Below are 26,062 nucleotides of genomic sequence, written 5' to 3' on the forward strand. Positions count from 1 at the left end.
TTCGGGATGGGTCCTTCCGAACCGCGGGACAAATTGTGGACCGGACCAAAATCTCCACTACAGGGCGTAGTGTTCAGGGTGGACGACGATCGCGCCGTTGCTCACCCGGACCAAAGGAACACTCGTGGTAACCCGCAGGCTCACTGCCCCGCTCCTTGCCCTGTCCACCCTGATCGCCCTCGCCGGGTGCTCGGCCCCCGCGACCCCCGCGGGCGGCCACGCCGGTGGCGGCGAGGCCAACATCCACCTCCCCGACCTGGGCGCCGCGACCTTCCTGGGCGGCATGGTCAACGGCCGGCTGCTGCTGTTCATCGGCCTCGTGGTCTGCCTCGGGGGCCTCGCGTTCGGCCTGGCCAGCTACGTCCAGCTCAAGCAACTCCCCGTGCACCGCGCGATGCGTGAGATCTCCGAACTGATCTACGAGACCTGCAAGGCCTACCTCAAGCAGCAGGGCCGGTTCCTGATGATCCTGTGGGTGTTCATCGCCTCGGTGATCTTCGTCTACTTCAAGTTCCTCGTCGGCTCAGGCTGGGGCCAGGTGTTCATCATCCTGGGCTTCAGCCTCGTCGGCATGGCGGGCTCCTACGGCATCGCGTGGTATGGCATCCGCGTCAACACGTTCGCCAACGGCCGCACCGCGTTCGCGTCCCTGCGCGGCAAGCCCTACCCGCTGCACCAGATCCCGCTGCGCTCGGGCATGAGCGTCGGCATGGTCCTGATCTCGGTCGAGCTGTTCATGATGCTCGTCATCATGCTGTTCCTGCCCGCCGAGATCGCGGGCTCCTGCTTCATCGGCTTCGCGATCGGCGAATCGCTCGGCGCCTCCGCGCTGCGCATCGCCGGCGGCATCTTCACCAAGATCGCCGACGTCGGCTCCGACCTGATGAAGATCGTGTTCAAGATCAAGGAGGACGACGCCCGCAACCCCGGCGTCATCGCCGACTGCACCGGCGACAACGCCGGCGACTCGGTCGGCCCGTCGGCCGACGGCTTCGAGACCTACGGCGTCACCGGCGTCGCGCTGGTCACCTTCATCATGCTGGCCATCCCCCCGGCCGAGGCCGTCCTCCAGGCGTCCCTGCTGGTGTGGATCTTCTTCATCCGCGCCGTGATGGTGGTGGCGTCCGGTGCCTCGTACTTCGTCAACGCCGCGATCACCCGCCAGAAGTACGAGGGCGCCGAGCAGATGGACTTCGAGGCCCCGCTGTCGTCCCTGGTCTGGATCACCAGCGTCGTCTCGATCGTGCTCACCTTCTTCACGTCGTGGATCCTCATCCCCGACATGGGCGACGGCACCACGTGGTGGAAGCTGTCGATCATCATCTCCTGCGGCACCCTGGCCGGCGCGCTCATCCCCGAGCTCGTCAAGGTGTTCACCTCGGTCAAGAGCCGCCACACCGAGGAGGTCGTGAAGTCGTCCAACTCCGGCGGGGCGTCCCTCAACATCCTCTCCGGCCTGGTGGCCGGCAACTTCTCCGCCTACTGGCTCGGCATGGCCATCGTCGGGCTGATGGCGATCGCCTACGCGATCTCCACCTCCCTGGGCTTCGGCGAGCACATGGCCGCCCCGGCGGTGTTCGCCTTCGGCCTGGTCGCCTTCGGCTTCCTGGGCATGGGCCCGGTCACCATCGCGGTCGACTCCTACGGCCCGGTGACCGACAACGCGCAGTCGGTCTACGAGCTCTCCATGATCGAGGAGATCCCGGGCGTGACCGAGGAGATCGAGCGCGACTTCGGGTTCGACGCCGACTGGGACCGCGCCAAGCGGCTCCTGGAGGAGAACGACGGCGCGGGCAACACGTTCAAGGCCACAGCGAAGCCGGTGCTGATCGGCACCGCCGTCGTGGGCGCCACCACGATGATCTTCTCGATCATCATGGGCCTCACCCTCGCCCTGACCGAGAACCTCGACAAGCTGTCCCTGCTGCACGCCCCGTTCCTGCTCGGGCTGGTCAGCGGCGGGGCTGTCATCTACTGGTTCACCGGCGCCTCGATCCAGGCGGTCACGACCGGGTCCTTCCGCGCGGTGGAGTTCATCAAGGACAACATCAGGCTCGACGAGAACGCCACGCGCGCCTCGGCGGCGGACAGCAAGAAGGTCGTCGAGATCTGCACGGTCTACGCCCAGCGCGGCATGATCAACATCTTCTTGGGCGTGTTCTTCGCCACCCTGGCCTTCGCGTTCGTCGAGCCGTACTTCTTCATCGGCTACCTGATCTCGATCGCGCTGTTCGGCCTCTACCAGGCCATCTTCATGGCCAACGCGGGCGGCGCCTGGGACAACGCCAAGAAGATCGTCGAGGTCGACCTCGCCGCCAAGGGCACCGACCTGCACGACGCGTCCATCGTCGGCGACACCGTGGGCGACCCGTACAAGGACACCAGCTCGGTGGCCCTCAACCCGGTCATCAAGTTCACCACCCTCTTCGGCCTGCTCGCCGTCGAGCTCGGCGTGAGCCTCACGGCGAGCGGCATGGGCGCCCTCGTGCTGGGCCTCGCCGTGGTGTTCTTCCTCGCCGCGTCGTGGTTCGTCTACCGCAGCTTCTACAACATGCGGATCGACGCCCCGATGCTGACGGCCGACGACATCGTCCGCCAGCGGTTGGACCAGCTGAACGCCTGACCCGCCCGACACACCCACCATCAGGGGGTTGCCCGCACCCGCGGGCAGCCCCCTATTGTGCTGGGATCGACGCCCCGCCCCCGCGGGGTGTGCGCTCAACGACGACGCACGAAGGGGTCACGTGACCGCTAGAGAACACCTCCCGGGCTGTAGCAGCCCCCGTAACTCTTCACTTCGCCGCGCCCGCTGGGCGGTGCCCCTGCTGCCCCTGCTGGCCCTGCTGGCCCTGACGGGCTGCACGGTGGCGGCCCAACCGGGCGACGGTGCCCGACCTCCGGGCGGCGAGGCGAACCTGCGGCTGCCCGACCTGTCCCTGGCCACCTTCCTCGGCGGGGCGGTCGACGGTCGCACGCTGCTGCTGTTCGGCGTCCTGATGAGCTTGGTCGGCCTGGGCTTCGGCCTGTGGAGCTTCCTCGGCCTGTCCCGCCTGCCCGTGCACGCGGCCATGCGCGAGGTCTCCGAGCTGATCTACTCGACCTGCCGGGCGTACCTCACCCAGCAGGGACGCTTCCTGATGATCCTGTGGGGGTTCACCGCCGCGGTCATCTTCGTGTACTTCCAGTTCCTCGTCGGGACGCCCTTGGGCCAGTCGCTCATCATCCTGGCCTTCAGCCTCCTGGGCATGGCGGGCTCCTACGGGATCGCCTGGTTCGGCATCCGCGTGAACACGTTCGCGAACTCCCGCACCACCTTCGCCTCCCTGCGGGGGCGTCCGTACGACCTGCACCACATCCCCCTGCGCGCCGGCATGAGCATCGGCACGGTGCTGATCAGCCTCGAGCTGCTCATCCTGTTGCTGATCCTGCTCGTGCTGCCCGGCGAGATCGCGGGGTCGTGCTTCATCGGCTTCGCGATCGGCGAGTCCCTCGGCGCCAGCGCCCTGCGCATCGCCGGCGGCATCTTCACCAAGATCGCCGACATCGGCTCCGACCTGATGAAGATCGCCTTCAAGATCAAGGAGGACGACGCCCGCAACCCCGGCGTCATCGCCGACTGCACCGGCGACAACGCCGGCGACTCGGTCGGCCCCAGCGCCGACGGCTTCGAGACCTACGGCGTCACGAGCGTCGCGCTGGTCACCTTCATCATGCTCGCCGTCGGTGGGCAGATGCTCGGCGCCGACGCCGTGCCGGCCACGCAGGCGACCCTGCTGGTCTGGCTGTTCACCGTGAGCGCCACCATGATCGGCGCCTCGCTGCTCAGCTATGTCGCCAGCTCGGCGATCACGCGGGCCAAGCACACGCACTCCGAGGACATCGACTTCGAGCGCCCGCTCACCGAGCTGGTCTGGATCACCTCGGTGGTGTCGATCCTGGCCACCTTCGCCGTCTCGTGGCTGCTCATCCCCGACCTCGGCGACGGCTCGCTGTGGTGGAAGCTCGCGGCGATCATGTCGTGCGGCACCCTGGCCGGGGCGCTCATCCCCGAGGTGGTCAAGGTCTTCACCTCGGTCAAGAGCAAGCACGTCGAGGAGGTCGTGAAGTCCTCCCAGCGCGGCGGGGCGTCCCTGAACATCCTGTCGGGCCTCGTGGCCGGCAACTTCTCCGCACTGTGGCTGGGCCTGTCCATCGTCGCCCTGATGACCGGCGCGTACCTCCTGTCGATGCTGGGCCTCGACACCCTCATGGTCGCCCCCGGCGTCTTCGCCTTCGGCCTGGTCGCCTTCGGCTTCCTCGCCATGGGACCGGTCACCATCGCCGTCGACTCCTACGGCCCGGTCACCGACAACGCCCAGTCGATCTACGAGCTGTCCACGATCGAGGACATCCCCGGCGTCTCCGAGCAGGCCGAGCGCGACTTCGGCTTCACCCCCGACTGGGAACGCGCCAAGCACCTGCTCGAGCTCAACGACGGGGCGGGCAACACCTTCAAGGCCACCGCCAAGCCCGTGCTCATCGGCACCGCGGTCGTCGGCGCCACCACGATGATCTTCTCGATCATGATGCTGCTGACCTCGGGCATGACGGCCAACATCGACAAGCTGTCGCTGCTGTACGCGCCGTTCCTGCTCGGCCTGATCATGGGCGGCGGCGTCATCCACTGGTTCGCCGGGGCGTCCATCCAGGCCGTCACGACGGGCTCGTTCCGTGCGGTCGGGTTCATCGCCGACAACATCCAGCTCGACGGGGTCACCAAGGCGTCCGAGGCCGACTCCCGGCGCGTGGTCGAGATCTGCACCCAGTACGCCCAGAAGGGCATGTTCAACATCTTCCTGGGCGTGTTCTTCGCCACGCTCGCGTTCGCGTTCACCGACCCGTACTTCTTCATCGGCTACCTGGTCTCGATCGCGATCATCGGGCTCTACCAGGCGATCTTCATGGCCAACGCCGGTGGCGCCTGGGACAACGCCAAGAAGATCGTCGAGGTCGACCTCGCCGCAAAGGGGACGCCGCTGCACGACGCCTCGATCGTCGGCGACACCGTGGGTGACCCCTACAAGGACACCAGCTCGGTGGCCCTCAACCCGGTCATCAAGTTCACCACCCTGTTCGGCCTGCTGGCCGTCGAGCTCGGCGTGAGCCTGCGCCACTCCGAGGCGCACACGCTGGTGACCGTGCTGGCGGTCGCGAGCTTCATCGCGGCGCTGGTCTTCATGTGGCGCTCGTTCTACAAGATGCGCATCGACGCGCCCATGCTGACCACCGCCGACATCGACCCGGTCGTGGACGAGCCGGCGACCTGAGGGGGCGGCGGCCACCGGTAGAGTGGCCGCCATGCCCGCCGCCGCTGCACTCGCCCTCGACGGGGTCGAGGTCACCCTCGGCGGGCGCCGCGTGCTGGACGGGCTGACGTTCACCGCGGTCCCGGGCGCGATCACGGCGCTGCTCGGCCCCAACGGTGCCGGCAAGACCACCACGATCCGCGTGCTCACCGGCCTCGTGCCGGTCGACGGCGGCACCGCGCAGGTGCTCGGCCGCCCGGCCGGCCACCCGGACGCCCTCGCCCGCCTCGGCCTGATGCCCCAGGCCACCGGCGCGTGGTCGGGCATCCGCCCGCTGGAGCTGCTGCGCTACTTGGCCGGCCTGTACGCCCACCCGCACGACGTGGACGCCCTCGCCGAGGCCCTCGGGATCACCTCGTTCGCCAGGACGCCCTACCGGCGGCTGTCCGGCGGCCAGCAGCAGGCGGTCAACCTCGCCGGGGCACTGGTCGGGCGCCCCGAGTTCGTCCTCCTCGACGAGCCCACCGCCGGCATGGACCCCCACGCCCGCCGGCGCACGTGGGGCCTGGTCCGGCAGCTCGCCGACGCGGGCGTCGGCGTCCTGCTCACCACCCACGCGATGGACGAGGCCGCCCAGCTGGCCGACCACGTGTGGATCATGGACGCCGGCCGGATCGCGATCGACGGCACCGTGGCCGAGCTGACCGCCACCGAGTCCCTCGAGGACGTCTTCCTCCGACACACGGGGGCGCAGGCATGACCGCGCTCGACCTCTCCCCCTCCCCGGCGTCCGCGCCGAGGGCCCGGCGCATCGTCGGCCACGCCCGCACCGAGGCGTCACTGCTGCTGCGCAACGGCGAGCAGCTGCTGCTGGCGCTGGTGATCCCGATCGGCCTGCTCGTGGCCGGGGTCCTCGTCGGGGAGCGCGTCGGCCTCGACCCCGCCCTGCTGCCGGCGTCGGTGCTCGCGCTCGCGCTGTGGTCGACGTCGTTCACCTCGCTCGCGATCAACACCGCCTTCGAGCGGCGCTACGGCGTGCTCGAGCGCCTGGTCGCCACCCCCCTCACCCGCGGTGACCTCATCGCCGGCAAGGCACTCGCCACCGCGGGCATCGCCGCCCTCCAGGTCCTCATCATCGCCGCCGTCGCGTTCGCGCTCGGCTGGCGCCCCGTCCTGCACCTGCCCAGCGCGGTCATCGCCGTCGTCGCCTCCCTGCTCGCGCTCGTCGCGTTCGCCGGGTTCGCCCTCGCCCTCGCGGGGCGGCTGCGCGCCGAGGCGACCCTGGCCGTCGCCAACCTGGTCTACCTCGTCGTCGCCGCGGGCGGCGCGCTGGTCCTGCCGGTCGCCGCCTACCCCGACTGGGCCCAGTGGCCGCTGCGGCTCACCCCGTTCGGCGCCCTCGGCGAGACGCTGCGGCTCGCCTCGGTCGGCGCCGCGGACCCCCTCCCCCTGCTCATCCTGGCCGCGTGGGCGGCCCTCGCCCTGCTCGTCGCGCGAAAGGCCTTCCGATGGACCTCCTGACCTCCAGCCGCACGCTGCGCCGGCTCACCATCGCCAACCTCGTGGCGAACATGGTGATCATCTGGACCGGCGCGCTGGTGCGCCTCACCAAGTCCGGCCTCGGCTGCCCGACCTGGCCGCAGTGCGAGCCCGGCAGCTACGTGCCGACCCCCGAGCAGGGCCTGCACGGCGCCATCGAGTTCGGCAACCGGCTCCTCACCTTCGTGCTGGCCGCCATCGCCCTGGCCACCGCCATCGCCGCCTGGCGGGCCTTCCGCCGCGGCACCGCCCCGCTGCGCCTGTTCGAGCTGTCGATCGGCGTGGGCCTGGGCATCATTGCGCAGGCCGTGATCGGCGGCGTGTCGGTGCTCACCCAGCTCGACCCGTGGGTGGTCGGCCTGCACATGGTGGCGTCCGTGGCCCTGATCCTGATCTGCCTGCGCATGGTCCACCTGGCCCACGACATCGCCCCGGTCGTCGCCTCCGGCACCCTGTACGCCCTCACCCGGCTCATCTTCCTGCTGGGCATGGTCGTGGTCGCGCTCGGCGTCGTCGTGACCGGCTCGGGCCCGCACGCCGGCGACGGCGCGGCCACCCGCAACGGCTTCGACCCCGAGTGGACCTCCAAGATCCACGCCTGGGCGGTGTGGGCCCTCGTGGCGCTGACCGTCCTGGCGCTCGTGCTGGCCTGGGGCGACGCCCGCCTGCGCACCATCTGGCTGGCCGTGCTGGCCACCGAGCTGTTCCAGGGCGTCGTCGGGTACGTGCAGTACTTCACCCACCTGCCGATCGTCCTCGTCCTGGGCCACATGATCGGCACCACGCTGTTCGTCGTGGCCCTGGGCCACGCCTGGTACAGCACCGCGTACGCCGACGGCCCGGCCGCCACGCGGGCGACCGGGCCGTCGGAGCGGGATCAGGCCTTGGGGTCCGGGATCCGCTGACCGCGCGGGCCGGCGGGGGCCTTCGGCCCACGCTGGTTGGCCGCCGACTTGCCCTGCTGCCAGATCGTCACCACCGACGGACGCGGCAGCGAGTCACCACCGTCGGGCCAGTGCGAGGACGGGTCCTCGAACGTCGAGCCGTTCGTCTCGCCCGGGTGCTGCACGCAGATGTTCACCCGCTCCTCCGTGACCCACGGGCCACAGGTCTCGGCGCCGGTCGGTACCGAGAGGAACTGGCGCACCTCGCCCCGGTGCTCCCCGGCCAGCGGCACGGCGTACAGGCCGTCGTGCGCGCCCAGCTGGTTGCCGTCGGTGGAGATCCACAGGTTGCCGTGCTCGTCGAACGTGACGTTGTCGGGGCACGAGATCGGCGAGACCTTGGACCGGTCGGCACCCGCGAAGTAGGTGCTGGGGTCGTTGGGGTCGCCGCACAGCAGGAGGATGTTCCAGCCGAAGGTGGTGGCGGCCGGGTCCTGGCCCGCCTCGGACATCTCCATGACGTGGCCGTGCACGGCGTGGGCCGTAGCCGAACGGGCCTTCGGGTGGGGGCCTGCCACAATGGTCGGGTGCTCCCCTTTCTCGTGACCCCCCTCGTGCTGTGCGCCGCCGTGCTGCTCGTCAGCGGCGTGGCCAAGCTGCGCGAGCCCCAGGCCACGCGCGACGCCTTCGTCGCGCTGAGGCTCCCGCGCCGGCTCGCGGACTCCCCCGCCCCGGCGCTGCTGCCGTGGGGTGAGCTCGCGCTCGGGGTCCTGCTCCTGGTCGGGGTCGGCTGGGTCCTGCTGCTGGCGACGGTCGCGACGCTGCTGCTGTTCTTCGGCTACCTGGCCGTGATCGCGCGGGCCCTCGGCTTCCCCGAGAAGGTGTCCTGCAACTGCTTCGGCAAGCTCGGCGAGCAGGGGGTCACCCGGCGCACGTTGGTGCGCAACGCCGTGCTGGTCGCGACGGCGAGCCTCGCGACGGTGGCTGCGCTGCTGCACGTCTCGGTCCCCGCGACCCTGGTCGAGGCCACGGGCCCGACGCTCGGCTGGCTGGCCATGGCCGCCCTCACCGGCGCCGTGGCCCTGCTGGTGCTCGGGCACGGCCCCGCCGACGCCCCCACCGCCGCCGGGCGCCCGACCAAGGGCTCGCGCCTGCCGTGGTTCACCCTGCTGGACGCCACCACGCGCACGCCGGTCCACACCGGTGACCTGCCCAACGAGCGCACCGTGCTCCTGTTCGTCAGCCTCGGCTGCGGCTCCTGCGTCCGGGTGCTCGAGGACCTCGACACCCTGCGCGCCGAGAACCCCGAGGTCGCCATCCGCCCCGTCCTGGCCGACACGTACGCCGGCGACCCCGAGACCTGGGCGCCCGCCGTGCGCACCGACGGCCTGCTCGACCCCCACGGCAACGTCTCCCAGACCCTCGTCGAGTGGACGCCCACCGCCGTGCTCGTCGACCGCAGCGGCACGCTGCTGGCCGACCCGGCCGTCGGCGAGGGCGAGGTGCGCGCGCTGATCGCCTCGGCCGGACCCCAGCCACAGGCCCCGGCCACGCCGGAACCGGCCCCCGCGCCCGAACCGGTCGCCGAGCCGGAGCCCGAACCCGCGGTCGAGGACCTCGACGACGACGAGTTCGCCTACGAGCGCACCCCCATCCCCACCGCCGCGGTGATCGACGCCGACGGCGAGCCGAAGACGCTGCACGAGCTCACCGCGCGCACGGCGGCCCTGCTGGTCAGCATCAACTGCCTGTGCGGCACCTCACGGGAGGCCGCGGCGTCCGTGAACCGCTGGGCGCAGACCCTGCCCCAGCTCGAGGTGCGCCTGCTCAGCTCGCTGAAGCCGGAGTCGCTGCCCGAGGAGATCCGCCCCGACGGGGCTGTCGCCTACGACCACGCCGGACTGGCGCAGAAGGCGCTGGAGCTGTCCGGCAGCCCGGTCGCGGTCCTGCTCGGTGCCGACGGCCTGCTGGCGGGCGGGCCGGTGCACGGCGTCGCGGAGATCGAGCAGTTCGTCGCCGACATCGCCGAGCAGCTCGGCGAGGCGGCGGGCTGAGGCCCGCTCAGCCCCAGGGCAACAGCGGGTCGACCGCCGCCGCGATGAACACGATCGCGAGGTAGCTGTTCGACCAGTGGAACAGCCGCATCGGCTTGAGCGCGGCGTCGCGCATCCCGGCGCGGGCGCGGTTGAGCAGCGCGACCGACTCCCAGACCAGCCACGCGCCGGCGATCCCAGCGACGATCGGGTACATCAGCGTGGTGCCCGCGACCGGCCACAGCGCCAGCGACGTGACCACGGTGAGGACCGAGTAGGCGAGGATCTGCCACGCCACGTGCGGGGCGTCCTTGACGACGGGGAGCATCGGCACGTCCACCGAGGCGTAGTCCTCGCGGTAGCGCAGGCCGAGCGCCCACGTGTGCGGGGGCGTCCAGAAGAAGACGATGAGGAAGAGGATGATCGGCGGCCACGCGACCGAGCCGGTCACGGCCGTCCAGCCGATGAGCGGCGGGAAGCAGCCGGCGACGCCGCCCCACACGATGTTCTGGGCCGTGCGGCGCTTGAGCCACACGGTGTAGATGAACACGTAGTAGAGGATCGCCGTCACCGACAGGGCCGCGGCCAGCCAGTTGGCGCCCAAGCCCAGCATGAGCGTGGAGATGATGCCGAGCACGACACCGAACGTGTAGGCGGCCCGCTTGGACACCTGCTCGCGCACCATCGGGCGGCGGCGCGTGCGGCGCATCTGCTCGTCGATGTCGGCGTCCAGCACCGAGTTGAACACGTTCGCCGACGCGGCCGAAAGCGTGCCGCCCACGAAGGTGATCACGGCCAGGCCCAGCGGGGGGAACCCGCCGGCCGCCAGGAACATGGCGGGGAACGTCGTGACCAGCAACAACTCGATGATGCGGGGCTTGGTCAGGCCGACGTAGGCCTGGACCCTGCCCATGACACCGGGCTGGGCGGCGGCGGGCGCGGGCGCCTCCGTCCGGGCTGGGTGCATGGCGGGCCTCCGACAGGGTTGCGGGCGAGGGGACGCCGGCCCCGTGGGCAGGCGCAATGGGGGTCACTCTACGCCAAGGCAACCCATGGCCTTTCCACCGTTTGCCCGCCCCCACCCGCGGTGACGCCAGTACAGTCGAGGGCGTGGGCGTCCCGCGACGCCTCCCGACGCACCCAACAGGAGAACCCATGAATCCCCGCATGAAGGCGCTCGCCGACTCCGGCGTGTCGATCTGGCTCGACGACCTCTCGCGCACCCGTCTGCAGAGCGGAAACCTCCAGAGCCTCATCGATGACATGTCGGTCACCGGCGTCACCACGAACCCGACCATCTTCGCCGCGGCCCTGACCGGTGGCGACCAGTACCGCGCCGACATCGAGGCCCTGCCCGCCGGCACCGAGGTCCCCACCGCGATCAAGCAGCTGTGGGCCAAGGACGTGCAGGACGCCTGCGACCTGTTCCGCGGCATCTACGACGCCACCGGCGGTTACGACGGCCGCGTGTCGATCGAGGTCGCCCCCGGGCTGGCCTACGACACCCAGGCCACGATCGACGAGGCGCAGGAGCTGTACGACCTGGTCGACCGCGAGAACGTGCTGATCAAGATCCCCGCGACCCTCGAGGGCCTGCCCGCGATCACCGAGACCCTCGGCCGCGGCATCTCCGTCAACGTCACGCTGATCTTCTCCGAGGACCGCTACCGCGCGGTCATGGACGCCTACCTCGCGGGCCTGGAGCAGGCCGAAGCCGCCGGCAAGGACCTGTCCAAGATCCACTCGGTCGCGTCCTTCTTCATCAGCCGCGTCGACACCGAGATCGACAAGCGCCTCGACGAGATCGGCACCGACGAGGCCAAGGCGCTCAAGGGCAAGGCCGCCATCGCCAACGGCCAGGTGGCCCTCGCCGCGTTCGACGAGGTCTTCTCCTCGGAGCGCTTCGCCAAGCTCGAGGCCAAGGGCGCCAACAAGCAGCGCCCGCTGTGGGCCTCCACCGGCACGAAGAACGCCGACTACCCCGACACCCTGTACGTGTCCGACCTGACCGCCCAGGGCGTCGTCAACACCATGCCCGAGAAGACGCTGCTCGCCTTCGCCGACCACGGTGAGGTCGGGGCCCCCATGGAGGGCACCGGCGCCGACGGCGCGAAGGTGCTCGAGGCCATCGAGGGCGTGGGCGTGGACCTGGCCGACGTCTTCAAGGTGCTCGAGGAGGAGGGCGTCGACAAGTTCATCGTCTCGTGGGACAGCGAGCTCGTCACCGCCGTGACCGAGGCCCTCGGCGCCGCCAAGGAGTGACATCCCGCCGAGGCAACAAAGGGGGACCCCCGTCCACGGACGAGGGTGACAGCTAGGATCGGCGCGTGACCGACACCTACGTCAATCCCCTGCGCGACGCGACCGATCGCCGGTTGCCCCGTGTGGCCGGGCCGTGTGCCCTGGTCATGTTCGGGGTGACCGGCGATCTCGCGCAGAAGAAGCTGTTGCCCGCCGTCTACGACCTCGCCAACCGCGGCCTGCTGCCCCCGGGGTTCAGCCTGGTCGGCTACGGGCGACGGGACTGGGACGACGAACAGTTCACCGACTACGTCCTCGAGTCGGTCAAGGAGCGCGCGCGGACGCCGTTCCGGGCCGAGGTCTGGCGCCAGCTGGCCGAGGGCATCCGGTTCGTCACCGGCGGCTTCGACAGCGACGAGGGCTTCGAGCAGCTGAAGGAGACCCTCCGCGAGGTCGACGAGACCCAGGGCACCGAGGGCAACCACGCGTTCTACCTGTCGATCCCGCCGGACGGGTTCGACCAGGTGATCGAGCAGCTGCGTCGCCACGGCCTGGTCGACAAGAGCCGCACCACCCCGTGGAACCGCGTCGTCATCGAGAAGCCGTTCGGCCACGACCTGGCCAGCGCCCGCGAGCTCGAGGAGAAGGTCTCCAGCGTCTTCAGCTCCGACTCCGTCTTCCGCATCGACCACTACCTGGGCAAGGAGACGGTGCAGAACATGTTGGCGCTGCGCTTCGCCAACCAGCTGTTCGAGCCGCTGTGGAACCGCAACTACGTCAGCCACGTGCAGATCACGATGGCCGAGGACATCGGCATCGGTGGGCGAGCGGGCTACTACGACGGCATCGGCGCGGCGCGCGACGTGATCCAGAACCACCTGCTCCAGCTCCTGGCCCTGGTCGCCATGGAGGAGCCGGCGTCCTTCGAGGCGGGCCAGCTGCGCGCCGAGAAGGAGAAGGTGCTCGCCGCCGCCCGCGCGCCCCGCAACCTGAAGAGCCACACCGCGCGCGGCCAGTACACGGCCGGCTGGGCGGGCGGCCAGCGGGTCCGCGGCTACCTGGAGGAGGAGGGCATCGCCCCCGACTCCCAGACCGAGACCTACGCCGCGTTCCGGGTCGACATCGACAACCGCCGCTGGGCGGGGCGTCCGTTCTACCTGCGGGCCGCCAAGCGCATGCCGCGCCGGGTCACCGAGATCGCCCTCATGCTGCGCCCGGCCCCGCACCTGCCGTTCCACCTGGCCGACACCGAGCAGCTCGGCGCCAACGCGCTCGTGCTGCGCATCCAGCCCAACGAGGGCATCACGATGCGGTTCGGCGCCAAGGTCCCGGCGACGCAGATGGAGATCCGCGACGTCACCATGGACTTCAACTACGGCACGAGCTTCGCCGAGTCGAGCCCCGAGGCGTACGAGCGCCTGATCCTCGACGTGCTGCTCGGGGACCCGCCGCTGTTCCCCCAGCACACCGAGGTCGAGCTGTCCTGGAAGATCCTGGACCCGATCCTCGACTACTGGGCCGACAAGGAACACCAGCCCGAGGGCTACGCCGCCGGCACGTGGGGCCCGCCCTCCGGCCGCACGATGCTGGAGCGCGACGGCTTCACCTGGCGCCGGCCCTGACGAGAGGAATCACCCATGATCACCACGCTGAAGGACACCACGGCCCAAGCCATCCAGAACGCGATCATGTCCGCACGCCAGAGCGTCGGCGCGGCGTCCGGCATGGTCTTCACCCTGCTGGTCGACACCCCGGCCAGCGAGTACGACAATGTCTTCGACGCGTGCGTCGAGGCCGGGCGTGAGCACCCCTCGCGCATCATCGTCACGACCGACGGCTCGGCGCGCGCCGACCGGCTGGACGCCGAACTGCACATCGGCGACGAGGTGCCGGGCGAGATCATCGCCCTCAAGTTCCACGGCGAGCTGGCCGACCACAAGTCGTCCACGCTGCTGCCGCTGCTCCTGCCCGACTCCCCCGTCATCGCATGGTGGCCCGGTGAGGCGCCCGAGCCGGTGTCCGAGGACGCCCTGGGCTCGCTCGCCAAGCGGCGCATCACCGACGCCATGGGCTCGGCCGACCCGCTGGCCCGTCTGCTCGCGCGCGCGGAGGGGCTCGCCCCCGGCGACACCGACCTCACCTGGACGCGGCTGACCCCGTGGCGCGCCCTGCTCGCGGCCGCCCTTGACACCCACCAGGCCCCGGTCACGGGCGCGACGGTGGAGGCCGCGGCCAACAACGCGGCCGGCCTGCTGCTGGCGGCGTGGCTCGGCTCGCGCCTGGGGCTGGACGCCGACTTCGTCTCCAGCGGAGGGCCCGGCATCACGGCAGTACGGCTGGCCACCGAGGACGGGGACATCGTCCTGGCCCGCGGGGACGGCAAGATGGCGACCTTCACCGGCCCCCGGACGCCACCGCGCTCGGTCGCGCTGCGCCGCCGGGAGATCAGCGCGCTGATCACCGAGGAGCTGCGTCGCCTCGACACCGACCACGTCTTCCAGCAGTCGATGGCCTGCCTGGCCTCGAACGTGCACCGGCACAACGGGCAGGGCTGACGTGCAGACCGTGGAGCGGTGGGCCACCGGCGCCGACCTCACCGAAGGCGTGGCCGAGCGGCTGATGGCGCGTCTGGTCGAGCTGCAGTCCCAGACCGACGCCCCCGTGCACCTGTGCCTGACCGGTGGCCGGATCGCGAACCGGATCTACGACGCCTTCGCCGACCTCGTCGAGGGCTCGGACCTCGACCCCACCCGGATCGAGCTGTGGTGGGGCGACGAGCGGTTCGTGCCCACCGAGGACTCCGACCGCAACGCGGGCCACACCCTCGCGATCCTCGCGCGGACGCTGCCGCTCACCTCGGCGCGCACGCACTCCATGGCGGCGGCCGACGGCATCGCCGACGCCGACGCGTCCGCGCTCACCTACGCCAAGGAGCTCGGAGACACCACCTTCGACATCTGCCTGCTGGGTCTGGGCGAGGACGGCCACGTGGCCTCGATCTTCCCCGGCCACCCGTCGTTCGCCGAGACCACGCACACCGTGATCGGGGTGAACGACTCCCCCAAGCCGCCGTCGTCCCGGATCAGCCTGACGGTGCCGACCCTCAGCCGCAGCCGCGAGGTGTGGTTCCTCGTCGCCGGGGCCGAGAAGGCGGACGCGGTGGGCCGCGCCTACCGCGGTGACCCGGAGCTGCCGGGCGGCGTCGTCCGCGGCCGGGAGCGCACCCTGTGGCTGGTCGACCGCGCCGCCGGCGCCGGCATCCCGTACCACGAGTGCACCTTCTGACCACGGCGGATTCGCCGAGGGCTTGGATTTTCCGCGCCCAGGGCTTGGGTTTCAGGCCTGCCCGACCGCCTCGCGCACCAACCGCACCGCATCGGACGCCGTGAGCCCCAGCCGCTCGATGACAGCGACGTAGTCGCGCGCGGCCGCGGCGCCAGCCTTCTCGGCGGACTCGACCGTGCCGGTCACGAAGCTGCCCGCGCGGCCGCGCGTCACGATCACCCCGGACGCCTCGAGCTCCCGGTACGCACGGGCCACGGTGTTGGGCGCGATCCCCAGCTCCAGGGCGAGGTGACGCACGGGTGGGAGGCGATGGTTGGCCGGGAACTCCCCCGACTCGCGGGCGGCGACGATCTGCTGCTTGATCTGCTCGAACGGCGGGGTGGCCAGCGAGGGGTCAACGACGAGCACCGGAGACCTCCCCTGCCCCGAGGCGTGCCGTCGCGCGCCGACGGGAGGCGGTCTCGACCACCAGCACCGCGACCATCACCACGACGAAGTTGGCCCAGACAAGGATGCCCACCGGCCCCTGCGCCGTGTCGCCACCCAGCAGCAGCGACCCCAGCACCATCGTGGCGATGGGCCCGAGTGTGAGCAGGGCCACGACGTCCTCGCGGCGCACCGAGTCCGACCAGGCGAGCTCGGTGGCGTCCTCAGCGCGCTGGGGCTGGCGGGCGAGCCAAGCGGCCCCCGCCACGCAGGCCGCGGTGAGCACGAGGCTGGCGAACAGGGCCCACGGGTGCCATCCCGGGCCCGTGACCAGCCAGGCGGCGGCCACGACGAACGCGACCTGGAGGGCCACGATGACGCCGATGGCCCAGGCCGGCACGTGGTCGGCCAGCGTGACGACGCGGCCCCTGGAGACGCGTGGGCCGTCGGCGGCGGCGGACGCCTCGCGTGCGCCAATGACGGCGAGGGCGAGCAGGCGGCCGGCGAATGCCAGGCTGACCAGGATCGGCAACGCAGCGGACGGGTTGGGCAGCGCACCCAACGTCGTCAACCCCGGCAGCATCGCGAGCGCGCTGACCACGCTCGCCCGCCCCTCGCGGTCGCGCAGGCGGCGGACGAACCCCTCGGGCGCGTCGGCGTCGGGGGTGCCCAGGGCCTTGAAGATGCCGTTGCGGACGAACCGCTCCCGCAGCGTCTCCTCGGGCAGCAGGGCCCGCCCGTTGGCGAGCAGGAAGGCCACGCCCGCCTGGACGAGGCCGAAGATGAACAGGCCGATGTCCATGAGTCTCCTTCGTGTATCAGTCTTTGTACCAACTGTACCAATACACAACGAGTGCGCAAGGCGTCCGGACGACAAACATCCGGCGACCGCAGGGCGGTCGCCGGACGTCACGTGAGGATCAGTAGATGACCTCGCCCGCGGCGCGGCGGGCGCGCAGGCCCGCGAGGGCCTCGGCGAGGATCGCCTCGGCCTCGGCGTCGGAGCGGCGCTCCTTCACGTAGGCCAGGTGGGTCTTGTAGGGCGTGATCTTCGGCGGGGGCGGCGGGTTCTCGGAGTCCAGGTTCGCCGGCAGGCCGCAGCGGGGGCAGTCCCACTCCTCCGGCAGCACGGCGTCCGCGGCGAAGGCAGGACGCGTCTCGTGCCCGTTGCTGCAGAAGAACGAAACGTACGTGCGGGGGGCGGAATCGCCACGCTCCGCCTCGCCCATGGGACCCGCACCGACGCGGCTGCCACGGATCGCGCTACCACCGACCACTTTGTTGTTTCTCCTCAGGACTCAGAAGGTGTAGGGATGCCGGGCGGCGCTCAGATCGTGCCGACGTCGCGGAACCAGCGGTACAGCGCCAGCAGCAGCAGGATGCAGGCCAGCCACACCAGGCCCACGATGATCGTCAGCCGGTCGAGGTTCCGCTCGGCGACCGAGCTGCCCCCCATCGTCGACGACATGCCGCCGCCGAACAGGTCGGACATTCCGCCACCGCGGTTCTTGTGCAGCAGCACGAACATCGACAGGGCCAGGCTCGTGATGGCCAGCAGGATCGACACGGTCAGGATGGGCCAGGTCATCAGGGGCAGAACAGTCACCGGACGATTCTAACCCACCTTTGCCGTGGCTCTGACCCGGCCTGCCCCGTGGAGCCCCCGGCCCCCGAGAACGCGGAACGCGCGCCGGGACGGACCCGACGCGCGCTCCTGGAAAAGCGGGATCAGCGCTGGTAGAACAGCACGATCTTGGCGAACTCCTCCGGGTCGAGCGAGGCGCCCCCGACGAGGGCACCGTCGACGTCGGCCTGGGCCATGATGTCGACGATGTTGCCCGACTTGACCGAACCGCCGTACTGGATGCGGACCTTGTCGGCCGCCTCCTGACCGACGAGCTCGGCCACGCGGCCGCGGATCGCGCCGCAGACCTCCTGCGCGTCCTCGGGGGTGGCGACCTCGCCGGTGCCGATGGCCCACACGGGCTCGTAGGCGATGACGAGGGAGCCGACCTGCTCGGCCGTCAGGTCCGCGAGGACCTTGTCGACCTGGGCCAGGACGAAGGGGACCTGCTCGCCGGCCTTGCGGACGTCGAGCTTCTCCCCCACGCAGATGATCGGGGTCATGCCGGCCGCGAGGACGACCTTGGCCTTCTCATTGATGAGCTCGTCGCTCTCGGCGTGGTAGTCGCGGCGCTCGGAGTGCCCGACGACCACGTAGGCGCACTTGAGCTTGGCCAGCATGTCGGCCGAGATCTCACCGGTGTAGGCACCGGAAGCGTGCACCGAGACGTCCTGCGCGCCGTAGGCGAGGGGCAGCTTGTCGCCCTCCACCAGCGTCTGGACCGTGCGGATGTCGGTGAACGGGACGATCACCGCCGCCTCGGCCTGCTCGGCCTCGTACTTGGCATCCTTGAGCGACCACGCCAGCTTCTGGACGACGCCAGCCGCCTCGACGTGGTTGAGGTTCATCTTCCAGTTGCCCGCCATGAGCGGGACACGGTTCGTCACGGGTGATCAGTTCCCTTCGAGGACGTCGAGGCCCGGGAGCGTCTTGCCCTCCAGGTACTCCAGCGAGGCGCCGCCACCGGTGGAGATGTGGCCGAAGGCGTCGTCGGGGAACCCGAGGACGCGGACGGCCGCGGCGGAGTCGCCACCACCGACGACCGTGAAGGCGTCGGTGTCGGCCAGCGCCTGGGCGACGGCCTTGGTGCCGGCGGAGAAGTCCTCGACCTCGAACACGCCCATCGGGCCGTTCCAGAACACGGTCTTCGCGCCCTTGATCGCGTCGGCGTACGCCTTGGCGGTCTCGGGGCCGATGTCGAGGCCCATCTGGTCGGCCGGGATGCCGTCGGCCGCGACCACCGACTTCTCGAACGGCCCGTCACCGGAGGGGAAGCTCGGGGACACGACGGCGTCGGTCGGCACGAGCAGCTGCTTGCCGGCGGCCTCGGCGTCCTTCATGTAGCCGTCGACGGTCTCGACCTTCTCGGCGTCCAGCAGGGACGTGCCGACCTCGTAGCCCTTGGCCTTGAGGAAGGTGTAGCCCATGCCGCCACCGATGATCAGGGTGTCGGCGACCTTGAGCAGGTTGTCGATGACCGAGAGCTTGTCGGCGACCTTGGCGCCGCCGAGGACGACGACGTAGGGGCGCTCGGGGGTCTCGGTCAGCTTCTTGAGGACCTCGACCTCCTTTGCGACGAGGTGGCCGGCCGCGTTCGGCAGCATCTTGGCCACGTCGTAGACCGAGGCCTGCTTGCGGTGCACGACGCCGAAACCGTCGGAGACGAAGACGTCACCGAACTCGGCGTACTTGGCGGCGAGTGCCTCGCGCTCGGCGTCCACCTTCGACTCCTCGGCCGGCTCGTAGCGGACGTTCTCGAGCATGACGATCGAGCCCTCGGCCATCCCGGCGACGGCGGACTTGGCGGAGTCGCCCACCACGTCGCCGGCCAGGGTGACCTCGGCGTCGATCAGCTCACCCAGCCGCTTGGCGGCCGGGGCGAGCGAGTACTTCGGGTTCACCTCACCCTTCGGGCGACCCAGGTGGGCCATGATCACGACCTTGGCACCGGCCTCCGTCAGCTGCTTCAGCGTCGGGAGGGCCGCCTTGATGCGGCCGTCGTCGGTGATGGTCTCGCCGTCCAGCGGGACATTGAAATCGCAGCGGATCAGGACGCGCTTGCCCTTGAGATCCCCGAGATCGTTGATGGACTTCACCTGGGTTCGCCTTTCAGGATGCGGTTGGGTTGCGGACGATCAGAGCTTGGACGCGACGAGCTCGGTCAGCTTGACCAGCTGGTTGGAGTAGCCCCACTCGTTGTCGTACCAGGAGACGACCTTGACCTGGTTGCCGATGACCTTGGTGAGGCCGGCGTCGAAGATCGAGGCGGCCGGGTCGGTCTCGATGTCCTTGGACACGATCGGGTCCTCGGTGTAGACCAGAACGCCCTTGAGCGGGCCCTCGGCGGCAGCCTTCTTGATGATCTCGTTGACCTCCTCGACGGTGGTCTCGCGGGCGGCCTCGAAGGTGAGGTCGGTGGCGGAACCGGTCGGGGTCGGCACGCGCATGGCGTAGCCGTCCAGCTTGCCCTTGAGCTCGGGCAGCACGAGCGCGACGGCCTTGGCGGCGCCGGTCGTGGTCGGGACCATGTTCAGGGCCGCGGCGCGGGCGCGACGCAGGTCCTTGTGGGGGCCGTCCTGCAGGTTCTGGTCCTGCGTGTAGGCGTGGATCGTGGTCATGAGGCCCTTGACGATGCCGAGGCCGTCGTTGAGCGCCTTGGCCATCGGGGCGAGGCAGTTCGTGGTGCAGGACGCGTTGGAGATGATCGTCTGCGAGCCGTCGTACAGGCCGTCGTTGACGCCCATGACGATGGTGATGTCCTCGTTCTTCGCCGGGGCGGAGATCAGGACCTTCTTGGCGCCGGCGTCGATGTGCGCCTTGGCCTTGGTGGCGTCGGTGAAGAAGCCGGTGGACTCGATGACGATGTCGACGCCGAGCTCGCCCCAGGGGAGGTTGGCCGGGTCCTTCTCGGCGAAGGCCTTGATGTCCTTGCCGTTGGCGGTGATGGAGTCGTCGTCGTAGGTGACCTCACCCTCGAAGCGGCCCAGGATCGAGTCGTACTTCAGCAGGTGGGCGAGGGTCTTGTTGTCGGTGAGGTCGTTGATGGCCACAACCTCGACGTCGGCGCCGGACTCGACCAGCGCGCGGTAGTAGTTGCGACCAATCCGGCCGAAGCCGTTGATGCCAACCTTGACAGTCATGTACTGGGTCTCCTTCGAAAGGAATCTCGCCCACTCGTGGGGACGAGAACTGGACGAGTCCACCCTACCCAAAAATCCCGCGCCGGGCCGACCTGAGCGGACCGTTGGCAACCCTCGCGTGCGCGCTTGAACTACCTGTGGTAGTGGTCAGTCGCGGTCGAGCATCTCGGGCGTGAGGGACGCCTCGGTGCCGGGGATGCCCAGCTCGGCCGCACGCTTGTCGGCGGTCGAGAGCAAGCGGCGGATCCGCCCGGCGATCGCGTCCTTGGTCAGCGGGGGCTGGTGCAGCTGGCCGAGCTCCTCGAGGCTGGCCTGCTTGTGCGCCAGGCGCAGCATGCCGGCGTCCTTGAGGTGGTCAGGCACCTCGTCGCCCAGGATCTCCAGCGCTCGCTCGACCCGTGCCCCAGCGGCCACGGCCGCCTGCGCGGAGCGGCGCAGGTTCGCGTCGTCGAAGTTCGCCAGGCGGTTCGCCGAGGCCTTGATCTCGCGGCGCATCCGGCGGTCCTCCCACTTCAGGAGGGTCTCGTGGGCGCCCAGGCGGGTGAGCATGGCCGAGATGGCGTCCCCGTCGCGGATGACGACGCGGTCGACGCCGCGCACCTCGCGTGCCTTGGCCTGGATGCCGAGGCGGCGGGCCGCCCCGACGAGGGCCAGCGCGGCCTCGGAGCCGGGGCAGGTGACCTCCATCGACATCGAGCGGCCGGGCTCGGTGAGCGAGCCATGGGCCAGGAACGCGCCGCGCCAGACGGCGGTCGCGACATCCAGACCGCCGGAGACCACGGCGGCGGGCAGGCCGCGCACGGGGCGTCCACGGGAGTCGATGAGGCCTGTCTGCCGGGCCAGCGAGTCGCCGTTGCGCAACAGGCGCACGACGTATCGGTTGCCGCGGCGCAGGCCGCTGGGCGTGACAACCACGAACTCGCAGGTGAAGCCGAACAGGTCGGCGATCGCGGTGCGCAGGCGGCGGGCGGCGGCGCCGGTGTCGAGGTCGACCTCGACCATGATCTTGCCGCCGGCCAGGTGCAGGCTGCCGGCGAAGCGCAGCAACGCCGCGACCTCCGCCTTGCGGACGGCCGGCTTGGTCACCGGGACGTTCGCAAGTTCTGCCTTCACCTCAGCCGTCAATGCCATGCGGGCCAGCCTAATGGGCCATCAAGTCGGCATACACCGAGGCCAGGCGGTTCACGTCGTGGCGCGGGCTGCCGTCGGACGCCCGCACGGGCGTGACGATGAGCTCGGCGCCCAGCGAGGCGGCGTAGTTCGCGAGGTGCGGGTCACCCTCGGCGTAGGTCGGGTCGCACACGATCGTGTCCAGGCGCAGGGTCGGGGCGTGCTCCGCGAGCACCTCCAGGTGCGCGGACGCCGAAAACCCCGCCGTCTCGTCGGCGGGGACGAGGTTCATGGTCAGGATGCGCTTGGCGTCCGTCGTCAGTATCGCGTCGGCCACCTCGGGCACGAGCAGGTGCACCAGCACCGAGGTGAACCACGACCCGGGCCCGAGGACGATGTGGTCGGCGGCCCGGATCGCCTCGACCGTCTCGGTGCAGGCGGAGGGCGCGTCGGGGAGCAGGCGCACCTGCCGCACCACGCCGGGGCACTTGGCGACGCGGGCCTGGCCGCGCACGCGGGTCACCTCGTCGGGGTGGAGCGGGTCGACGCCGATGACGTCGGCCTCGATGTCCAGGGGCACCGCGGCCATGGGGAGCACCCGCCCCTGCACGCCGAGCAGCTTGCCGACCATGTCGAGGCCCGAGACGGGGTCGCCCAGGCGCTCCCAGATGCCGGCGATGAGCAGGTTGCCGATGGCGTGCCCGGCGAGGGGGCCGTCGCCGCCGAACCGGGACTGCAGCACGTCTGCCCACTGCCGGCCCTCGCGGTCGTCGCCGCACAGGGCGGCCAGCGCCATCCGCAGGTCGCCGGGCGGGAGGATGTCGAACTGGGCCCGGAGGCGTCCGGACGAGCCGCCGTCGTCGGCGACCGTCACCACCGCGGTGAGGTCGCTGGTGACGCGGCGCAGGGCGCGCAGCGAGGCAGCGAGGCCATGGCCGCCGCCGAGCGCGACGACGGCGGGCCCCCGGTCGAGCGTGGGGGTCATTCCAGGCCCAGGTCGCGGTGCACGACGTGGACGCCGAGGCCGGTCCGGCGCAGGCGCTCGGCCAGCTCCTCGGCCATGGACGTGGAGCGGTGCTTGCCGCCCGTGCACCCGATCGCGACGGTCGCCAGGCGCTTGCCCTCGCGCTCGTAGCCGGGCATCACCGTCGTCAGCATGGCCTGCACGTGGCCGAGCCACTCCTGCGCGGCGTCGTGGCCGAGGACGTAGCCCGACACCGGCTTCGACAGGCCGGTCTGCGGGCGCAGCTCGGGCACCCAGTGCGGGTTGGGCAGGAAGCGGACGTCGAGCACGTAGTCGGCGTCGATGGGCACGCCGTTCTTGAACCCGAACGACATCAGGGTCAGCCGCAGCTCGCGGTCGTCGGAGGTGTTGAAGGCGTGCGCCACCCGGCTGGAGAGCTGGTGCACGTTGAGGTTGGAGGTGTCGATCACCATGTCGGCGGCCGCGCGCAGGGCCGCCAGCATCTCGCGCTCGCGGGCCACGCCGTCAAGCAGCGGGCCATCGCCCTGCAGCGGGTGCGGCCGGCGCACGTGCTCCTGGCGGCGCACGATCACCTGGTCGGACGCCTCAAGGAACAGGATCTGCGGCCAGATGCCCATGGTGTTGAGCTGCTCGAAGGCGCGCGGGATCTCGTCGAACTCCGAGCGGGTGCGGACGTCGAGGACGACGGCCAGCTTGTCGAAGCCGGCCTCGCGCACGGTCTGCAGCAGGTCGGGCAGCAGCGTGGGCGGCAGGTTGTCGACGACGTACCAGCCCAGGTCCTCCAGGACGTGGGCCGCGGTGCGGCGACCCGCCCCCGACAGGCCGGTGACGGCGACGAACCGGGTCGAACGAGCGCTCATGGGGCCATTATGTCGGGTGGACCTCGCCCGTGGCGGTGTTGATGGCCTCACCCGGCTCCTGGGCGGCCAGCGCCGCCTTGACCGCGGCCGCGGTCTTGGCGCCGATGCCCGGCACGAGCGCGATGTCGCCCACCTCGGCCTCCCGAAGCTTCTTGAGGCTGCCGAAGTGCTTCACGAGCGCCTTGCGGCGCAGCTCCCCCAGCCCGGGGACCCCGTCGAGCAGCGAGTCGACCATCGACTTGCTGCGCCGACCGCGGTGATGCGCGATGGCGAAGCGGTGCGCCTCGTCGCGGGCGCGCTGCAACAAGTACAGGCCCTCGGACGCCCGCGGCAGGATCAGCGGGAACTCCTCGCCGGGCAGCCACACCTCCTCCAGACGCTTGGCCAGGCCGATGAGGGGCACGTCGGTGATCCCGAGGGCGTCCATGGCCGCCTTGGCGGCGGCGACCTGAGGCGCACCGCCGTCGACGACCACGAGGCTCGGCTTGTAGGCGAAGCGGCGGGCGACGCCGGTGGTGGCGTCGACGAGGACGGCGTCCTCCCCCGTCAGCGACTCCTGGTCCTCCAGGTAGCGGCGGAAGCGGCGGGTGATGACCTCGTGGATGCTGCCGACGTCGTCGGAGCCCTCGACCGTGCGGATGATGAACCGGCGGTACTCCGACTTGCGGGCCAGCCCGTCCTCGAACACGACCATCGACCCGACGACCTCGGTGCCCTGCAGGTGGGAGATGTCGTAGCACTCGATGCGCAGGGGCGGGGCATCGAGGCCGAGGGCGTCCTGCAGCTCCTCCAGAGCGCGGTTGCGGGTGGAGAGGTCGGAGGCCCGCTTGGTCTTGTGCAGGGCCAGCGCCTCGCCGGCGTTGCGGGCGACGGTGTCCATGAGGACGCGCTTGTCGCCGCGCTGCGGCACGTTCACGGTGACACGGCTGCCCCGGACGTCGCTGAGCAGGTCGGCGAGGGCCTTGCCGGAGGCAGGCTTCACCGGCACCAGCACCTCGCGGGGGATGCCGCCCGAGATGCCGGCCAGGTCGGGGTCGGCGTACAGCTGGAGGCAGAAGTTCTCGACCAGCTCCTCCAGCGTGGAGTCGTCGGCGCGGTCGGCCACCCAGCCCCGCTCGCCGCGCACGCGCCCGTGGCGGACGTGGAAGACCTGGATCGCGACCTCGAGCTCGTCGGCGGCCAGGGCGATCACGTCGGCGTCGGTCGCGTCACCCAGCACGATCGCGTTGCGCTCGGTGGCGGAGGTGAGGGCGGCCAGCTGGTCGCGCAGCACCGCGGCCCGCTCGAACTCGAGCTCGTCGGAGGCCTGCTGCATGGCCTGCCGGATGCGACGGGTGAGGTGGTTGGTGTTGCCGGCGAGGAAGTCGCACACGTCGGCGACGAACTCGCGGTGGGCGTCGGCGTCGATCCAGTCCACGCAGGGGGCGGAGCACTTGCCGATGTGGGCGAGCAGGCAGGGGCGCCCGGACGCCTTCGCGTTGCGGAACACGCCGTTGGTGCACGAACGCATCGGGAAGACGCGCAGCAGGGAGTCGATCGTCTCGCGGATCGCCCACGCCTGCGCGTAGGGCCCGTAGTAGCGGTTGCCCTTGCGCTTGGCGCCGCGGCCCACGAACACGCGCGGGAACTCGTCGCCCCACGTCACGCACACCCACGGGTAGGACTTGTCGTCGCGGTACTTGATGTTGAACCGCGGGTCGAACTGCTTGATCCACGTGTACTCGAGTTGCAGGGACTCCAGCTCGTTCTGCACCACGGTCCACTCCACCTTGGCGGCCGTACGCACCATCGTCTGGGTGCGGAAGTGCAGCGAGTGGGGGTCGGCGAAGTACGAGTTCAGCCGCTGGCGCAGGTTCTTGGCCTTGCCGACGTAGATGACCGTGCCCGCGGGGTCGCTGAAACGGTAGACGCCGGGCTGGGTGGGGATCGTGCCCGGCGCCGGGCGGTAGGACGCCGGGTCAGCCATGGCGGTCAGCTTAGGCGGCGGCGCCGACACAGGCTCGGTAGGGTTCGGGCATGACACCCGACCGTCGTACGTTGCTGTCCCAGGCCGGTCTGGCTGCGCTCGCGGTGGGCACCGGCGCCCTCGCCGGCTGCTCCGCCCCCACGCGCACCTCCCCCGGCGCCCCGCCGGCCGGCAACACCCTCTCGATCCCGGCCAGCCGCATCCCCGTCGGGGGCGGCGTGATCCTCGACGAGGCCAACTTCGTCGTGACCCAGCCGACCGAGGGCGAGTTCAAGGCCTTCAACAAGATGTGCACCCACCAGGGCTGCCCCGTCAGCGACATCCAGGGCACCGACATCCACTGCAAGTGCCACGGTGCGAAGTTCTCGATCGCCGACGGCTCGGTCACCAACGGCCCGGCCACCAAGCCGCTGAAGGCCGCCAAGGCCGAGCTCGACGGCGACCAGGTGAAGATCACCGCCTAGGGCGTGTCGCGTAACTGGTCTCGTAGGCAGATGATGGTGCTGGCCAGGACGAGGCCGGCGCGGTAGTTGCGAGCGAGTTTGTCGTAGCGGGTGGCGATGGCGCGGAACTCCTTGATCCGGTTGAAGAAGCGTTCCACCACGTTCCTGCCCTTGTAGATGGTGGGATCGAAGGCAGGTGGGCGACCGCCGCGGCTGCCCTTGGCCTTGCGACGGGCGATCT

Annotated in this window: 25 protein-coding genes; 11 read left to right on the forward strand and 14 right to left on the reverse strand. The window is 70.6% G+C overall.

All coding sequences use genetic code 11. The features are described 5' to 3' along the window. Window positions 1-124: 124 nt before the first annotated feature. The 5 genes from H5397_RS11430 (at window position 125) to H5397_RS11450 (ending at window position 7,729) form a co-directional block, all read left to right on the forward strand. The gene (locus H5397_RS11430; protein ID WP_309224350.1) at window positions 125-2,623 is read left to right on the forward strand and encodes a sodium-translocating pyrophosphatase; all 2,499 of its coding nucleotides are present in this window, start codon (window positions 125-127) and stop codon (window positions 2,621-2,623) included. 193 nt (window positions 2,624-2,816) lie between these two features. After that, window positions 2,817-5,306 (forward strand): sodium-translocating pyrophosphatase, encoded by a 2,490-nt coding sequence (locus H5397_RS11435; RefSeq protein ID WP_375539437.1) that lies wholly within the window; start codon window positions 2,817-2,819, stop codon window positions 5,304-5,306. Between the two features lie 31 nt (window positions 5,307-5,337). Beyond that, window positions 5,338-6,045, forward strand: a complete 708-nt coding sequence (locus H5397_RS11440; protein WP_182817550.1) for an ABC transporter ATP-binding protein — start codon at window positions 5,338-5,340, stop codon at window positions 6,043-6,045. Next, the gene (locus H5397_RS11445; RefSeq protein WP_182817551.1) at window positions 6,042-6,806 is read left to right on the forward strand and encodes an ABC transporter permease; all 765 of its coding nucleotides are present in this window, start codon (window positions 6,042-6,044) and stop codon (window positions 6,804-6,806) included. The genes H5397_RS11440 and H5397_RS11445 overlap by 4 nt, the downstream gene beginning before the upstream one ends. Further along, window positions 6,794-7,729, forward strand: coding sequence for a heme A synthase (locus H5397_RS11450; RefSeq protein WP_131167014.1), 936 nt, complete (start codon window positions 6,794-6,796; stop codon window positions 7,727-7,729). The genes H5397_RS11445 and H5397_RS11450 overlap by 13 nt, the downstream gene beginning before the upstream one ends. Here H5397_RS11450 and H5397_RS11455 read toward each other — a convergent pair. Further along, complete coding sequence (locus H5397_RS11455; protein ID WP_309224351.1) at window positions 7,702-8,286, reverse strand: alkaline phosphatase PhoX; 585 nt, start codon at window positions 8,284-8,286, stop codon at window positions 7,702-7,704. The two genes, H5397_RS11450 and H5397_RS11455, sit on opposite strands and share 28 nt — an antisense overlap. Before the next feature lie 9 nt (window positions 8,287-8,295). On the opposite strand from H5397_RS11455, the gene H5397_RS11460 reads away from it, so the two are divergent. Further along, entirely contained in the window at window positions 8,296-9,762 is a 1,467-nt protein-coding gene (locus H5397_RS11460; RefSeq protein WP_182817555.1) for a MauE/DoxX family redox-associated membrane protein, read from the forward strand. 7 nt (window positions 9,763-9,769) lie between these two features. Here H5397_RS11460 and H5397_RS11465 read toward each other — a convergent pair whose 3' ends face one another. Beyond that, window positions 9,770-10,708, reverse strand: coding sequence for a heme o synthase (locus H5397_RS11465; RefSeq protein WP_182817556.1), 939 nt, complete (start codon window positions 10,706-10,708; stop codon window positions 9,770-9,772). A gap of 188 nt (window positions 10,709-10,896) precedes the next feature. Between H5397_RS11465 and tal the strand changes: the two genes are divergently transcribed. The 4 genes from tal to pgl all read left to right on the forward strand — a co-directional run bounded on the left by tal (window position 10,897) and on the right by pgl (window position 15,267). Further along, window positions 10,897-12,003: a transaldolase gene (gene tal / locus H5397_RS11470; RefSeq protein ID WP_182817557.1), complete on the forward strand. Its 1,107-nt coding sequence runs from the start codon at window positions 10,897-10,899 to the stop codon at window positions 12,001-12,003. A 65-nt stretch (window positions 12,004-12,068) separates the two neighbouring features. Then, entirely contained in the window at window positions 12,069-13,604 is a 1,536-nt protein-coding gene (gene zwf / locus H5397_RS11475; RefSeq protein ID WP_182817559.1) for a glucose-6-phosphate dehydrogenase, read from the forward strand. A gap of 15 nt (window positions 13,605-13,619) precedes the next feature. Next, entirely contained in the window at window positions 13,620-14,537 is a 918-nt protein-coding gene (locus tag H5397_RS11480; protein ID WP_182817560.1) for a glucose-6-phosphate dehydrogenase assembly protein OpcA, read from the forward strand. Window position 14,538: 1 nt separating this feature from the next. Continuing rightward, window positions 14,539-15,267 (forward strand): 6-phosphogluconolactonase, encoded by a 729-nt coding sequence (gene pgl / locus H5397_RS11485; RefSeq protein ID WP_309224352.1) that lies wholly within the window; start codon window positions 14,539-14,541, stop codon window positions 15,265-15,267. A gap of 51 nt (window positions 15,268-15,318) precedes the next feature. Here pgl and H5397_RS11490 read toward each other — a convergent pair whose 3' ends face one another. The 11 genes from H5397_RS11490 to uvrC form a co-directional block, all read right to left on the reverse strand. Continuing rightward, window positions 15,319-15,675, reverse strand: coding sequence for a GntR family transcriptional regulator (locus tag H5397_RS11490; RefSeq protein WP_182817561.1), 357 nt, complete (start codon window positions 15,673-15,675; stop codon window positions 15,319-15,321). Next, on the reverse strand, window positions 15,662-16,495 hold the full coding sequence (locus H5397_RS11495; protein ID WP_182817562.1) for a hypothetical protein: 834 nt from the start codon (window positions 16,493-16,495) through the stop codon (window positions 15,662-15,664). The genes H5397_RS11490 and H5397_RS11495 overlap by 14 nt, the downstream gene beginning before the upstream one ends. Before the next feature lie 118 nt (window positions 16,496-16,613). Further along, entirely contained in the window at window positions 16,614-16,970 is a 357-nt protein-coding gene (locus tag H5397_RS11500) for an RNA polymerase-binding protein RbpA (RefSeq protein ID WP_182817563.1), read from the reverse strand. A gap of 50 nt (window positions 16,971-17,020) precedes the next feature. After that, complete coding sequence (gene secG, locus H5397_RS11505; protein WP_182817580.1) at window positions 17,021-17,281, reverse strand: preprotein translocase subunit SecG; 261 nt, start codon at window positions 17,279-17,281, stop codon at window positions 17,021-17,023. A gap of 140 nt (window positions 17,282-17,421) precedes the next feature. Then, the gene (gene tpiA / locus H5397_RS11510; RefSeq protein ID WP_220492217.1) at window positions 17,422-18,183 is read right to left on the reverse strand and encodes a triose-phosphate isomerase; all 762 of its coding nucleotides are present in this window, start codon (window positions 18,181-18,183) and stop codon (window positions 17,422-17,424) included. Between the two features lie 27 nt (window positions 18,184-18,210). After that, on the reverse strand, window positions 18,211-19,413 hold the full coding sequence (locus H5397_RS11515) for a phosphoglycerate kinase (RefSeq protein ID WP_182817566.1): 1,203 nt from the start codon (window positions 19,411-19,413) through the stop codon (window positions 18,211-18,213). Window positions 19,414-19,452: 39 nt separating this feature from the next. Beyond that, window positions 19,453-20,457, reverse strand: a complete 1,005-nt coding sequence (gene gap, locus H5397_RS11520) for a type I glyceraldehyde-3-phosphate dehydrogenase (RefSeq protein ID WP_182817568.1) — start codon at window positions 20,455-20,457, stop codon at window positions 19,453-19,455. Window positions 20,458-20,604: 147 nt separating this feature from the next. Next, window positions 20,605-21,588, reverse strand: coding sequence for a DNA-binding protein WhiA (whiA, locus tag H5397_RS11525; protein ID WP_182817569.1), 984 nt, complete (start codon window positions 21,586-21,588; stop codon window positions 20,605-20,607). Window positions 21,589-21,598: 10 nt separating this feature from the next. After that, window positions 21,599-22,552 carry a uridine diphosphate-N-acetylglucosamine-binding protein YvcK gene (yvcK, locus tag H5397_RS11530; RefSeq protein ID WP_182817571.1) on the reverse strand — a complete coding sequence of 318 codons (954 nt, stop codon included), beginning with the start codon at window positions 22,550-22,552 and terminating at the stop codon, window positions 21,599-21,601. Then, a complete protein-coding gene (rapZ, locus tag H5397_RS11535; protein ID WP_182817572.1) occupies window positions 22,549-23,412 on the reverse strand; it encodes an RNase adapter RapZ in 864 nt (287 codons plus the stop codon). Before rapZ ends, yvcK begins: the two co-directional genes overlap by 4 nt. A gap of 7 nt (window positions 23,413-23,419) precedes the next feature. Beyond that, the gene (gene uvrC, locus H5397_RS11540) at window positions 23,420-25,378 is read right to left on the reverse strand and encodes an excinuclease ABC subunit UvrC (protein WP_182817574.1); all 1,959 of its coding nucleotides are present in this window, start codon (window positions 25,376-25,378) and stop codon (window positions 23,420-23,422) included. Window positions 25,379-25,428: 50 nt separating this feature from the next. Between uvrC and H5397_RS11545 the strand changes: the two genes are divergently transcribed. Further along, entirely contained in the window at window positions 25,429-25,842 is a 414-nt protein-coding gene (locus H5397_RS11545; RefSeq protein WP_182817575.1) for a Rieske (2Fe-2S) protein, read from the forward strand. On the opposite strand, the gene H5397_RS11550 is transcribed toward H5397_RS11545, so the two are convergent. Continuing rightward, window positions 25,839-26,062 (reverse strand): transposase (locus H5397_RS11550; protein ID WP_182814264.1); only part of this gene is annotated, 224 nt, incomplete at its 5' end. The two genes, H5397_RS11545 and H5397_RS11550, sit on opposite strands and share 4 nt — an antisense overlap.

The sequence above is a fragment of the Propioniciclava sp. MC1683 genome (assembly GCF_014164675.1).
Taxonomy (GTDB): domain Bacteria; phylum Actinomycetota; class Actinomycetes; order Propionibacteriales; family Propionibacteriaceae; genus Propioniciclava.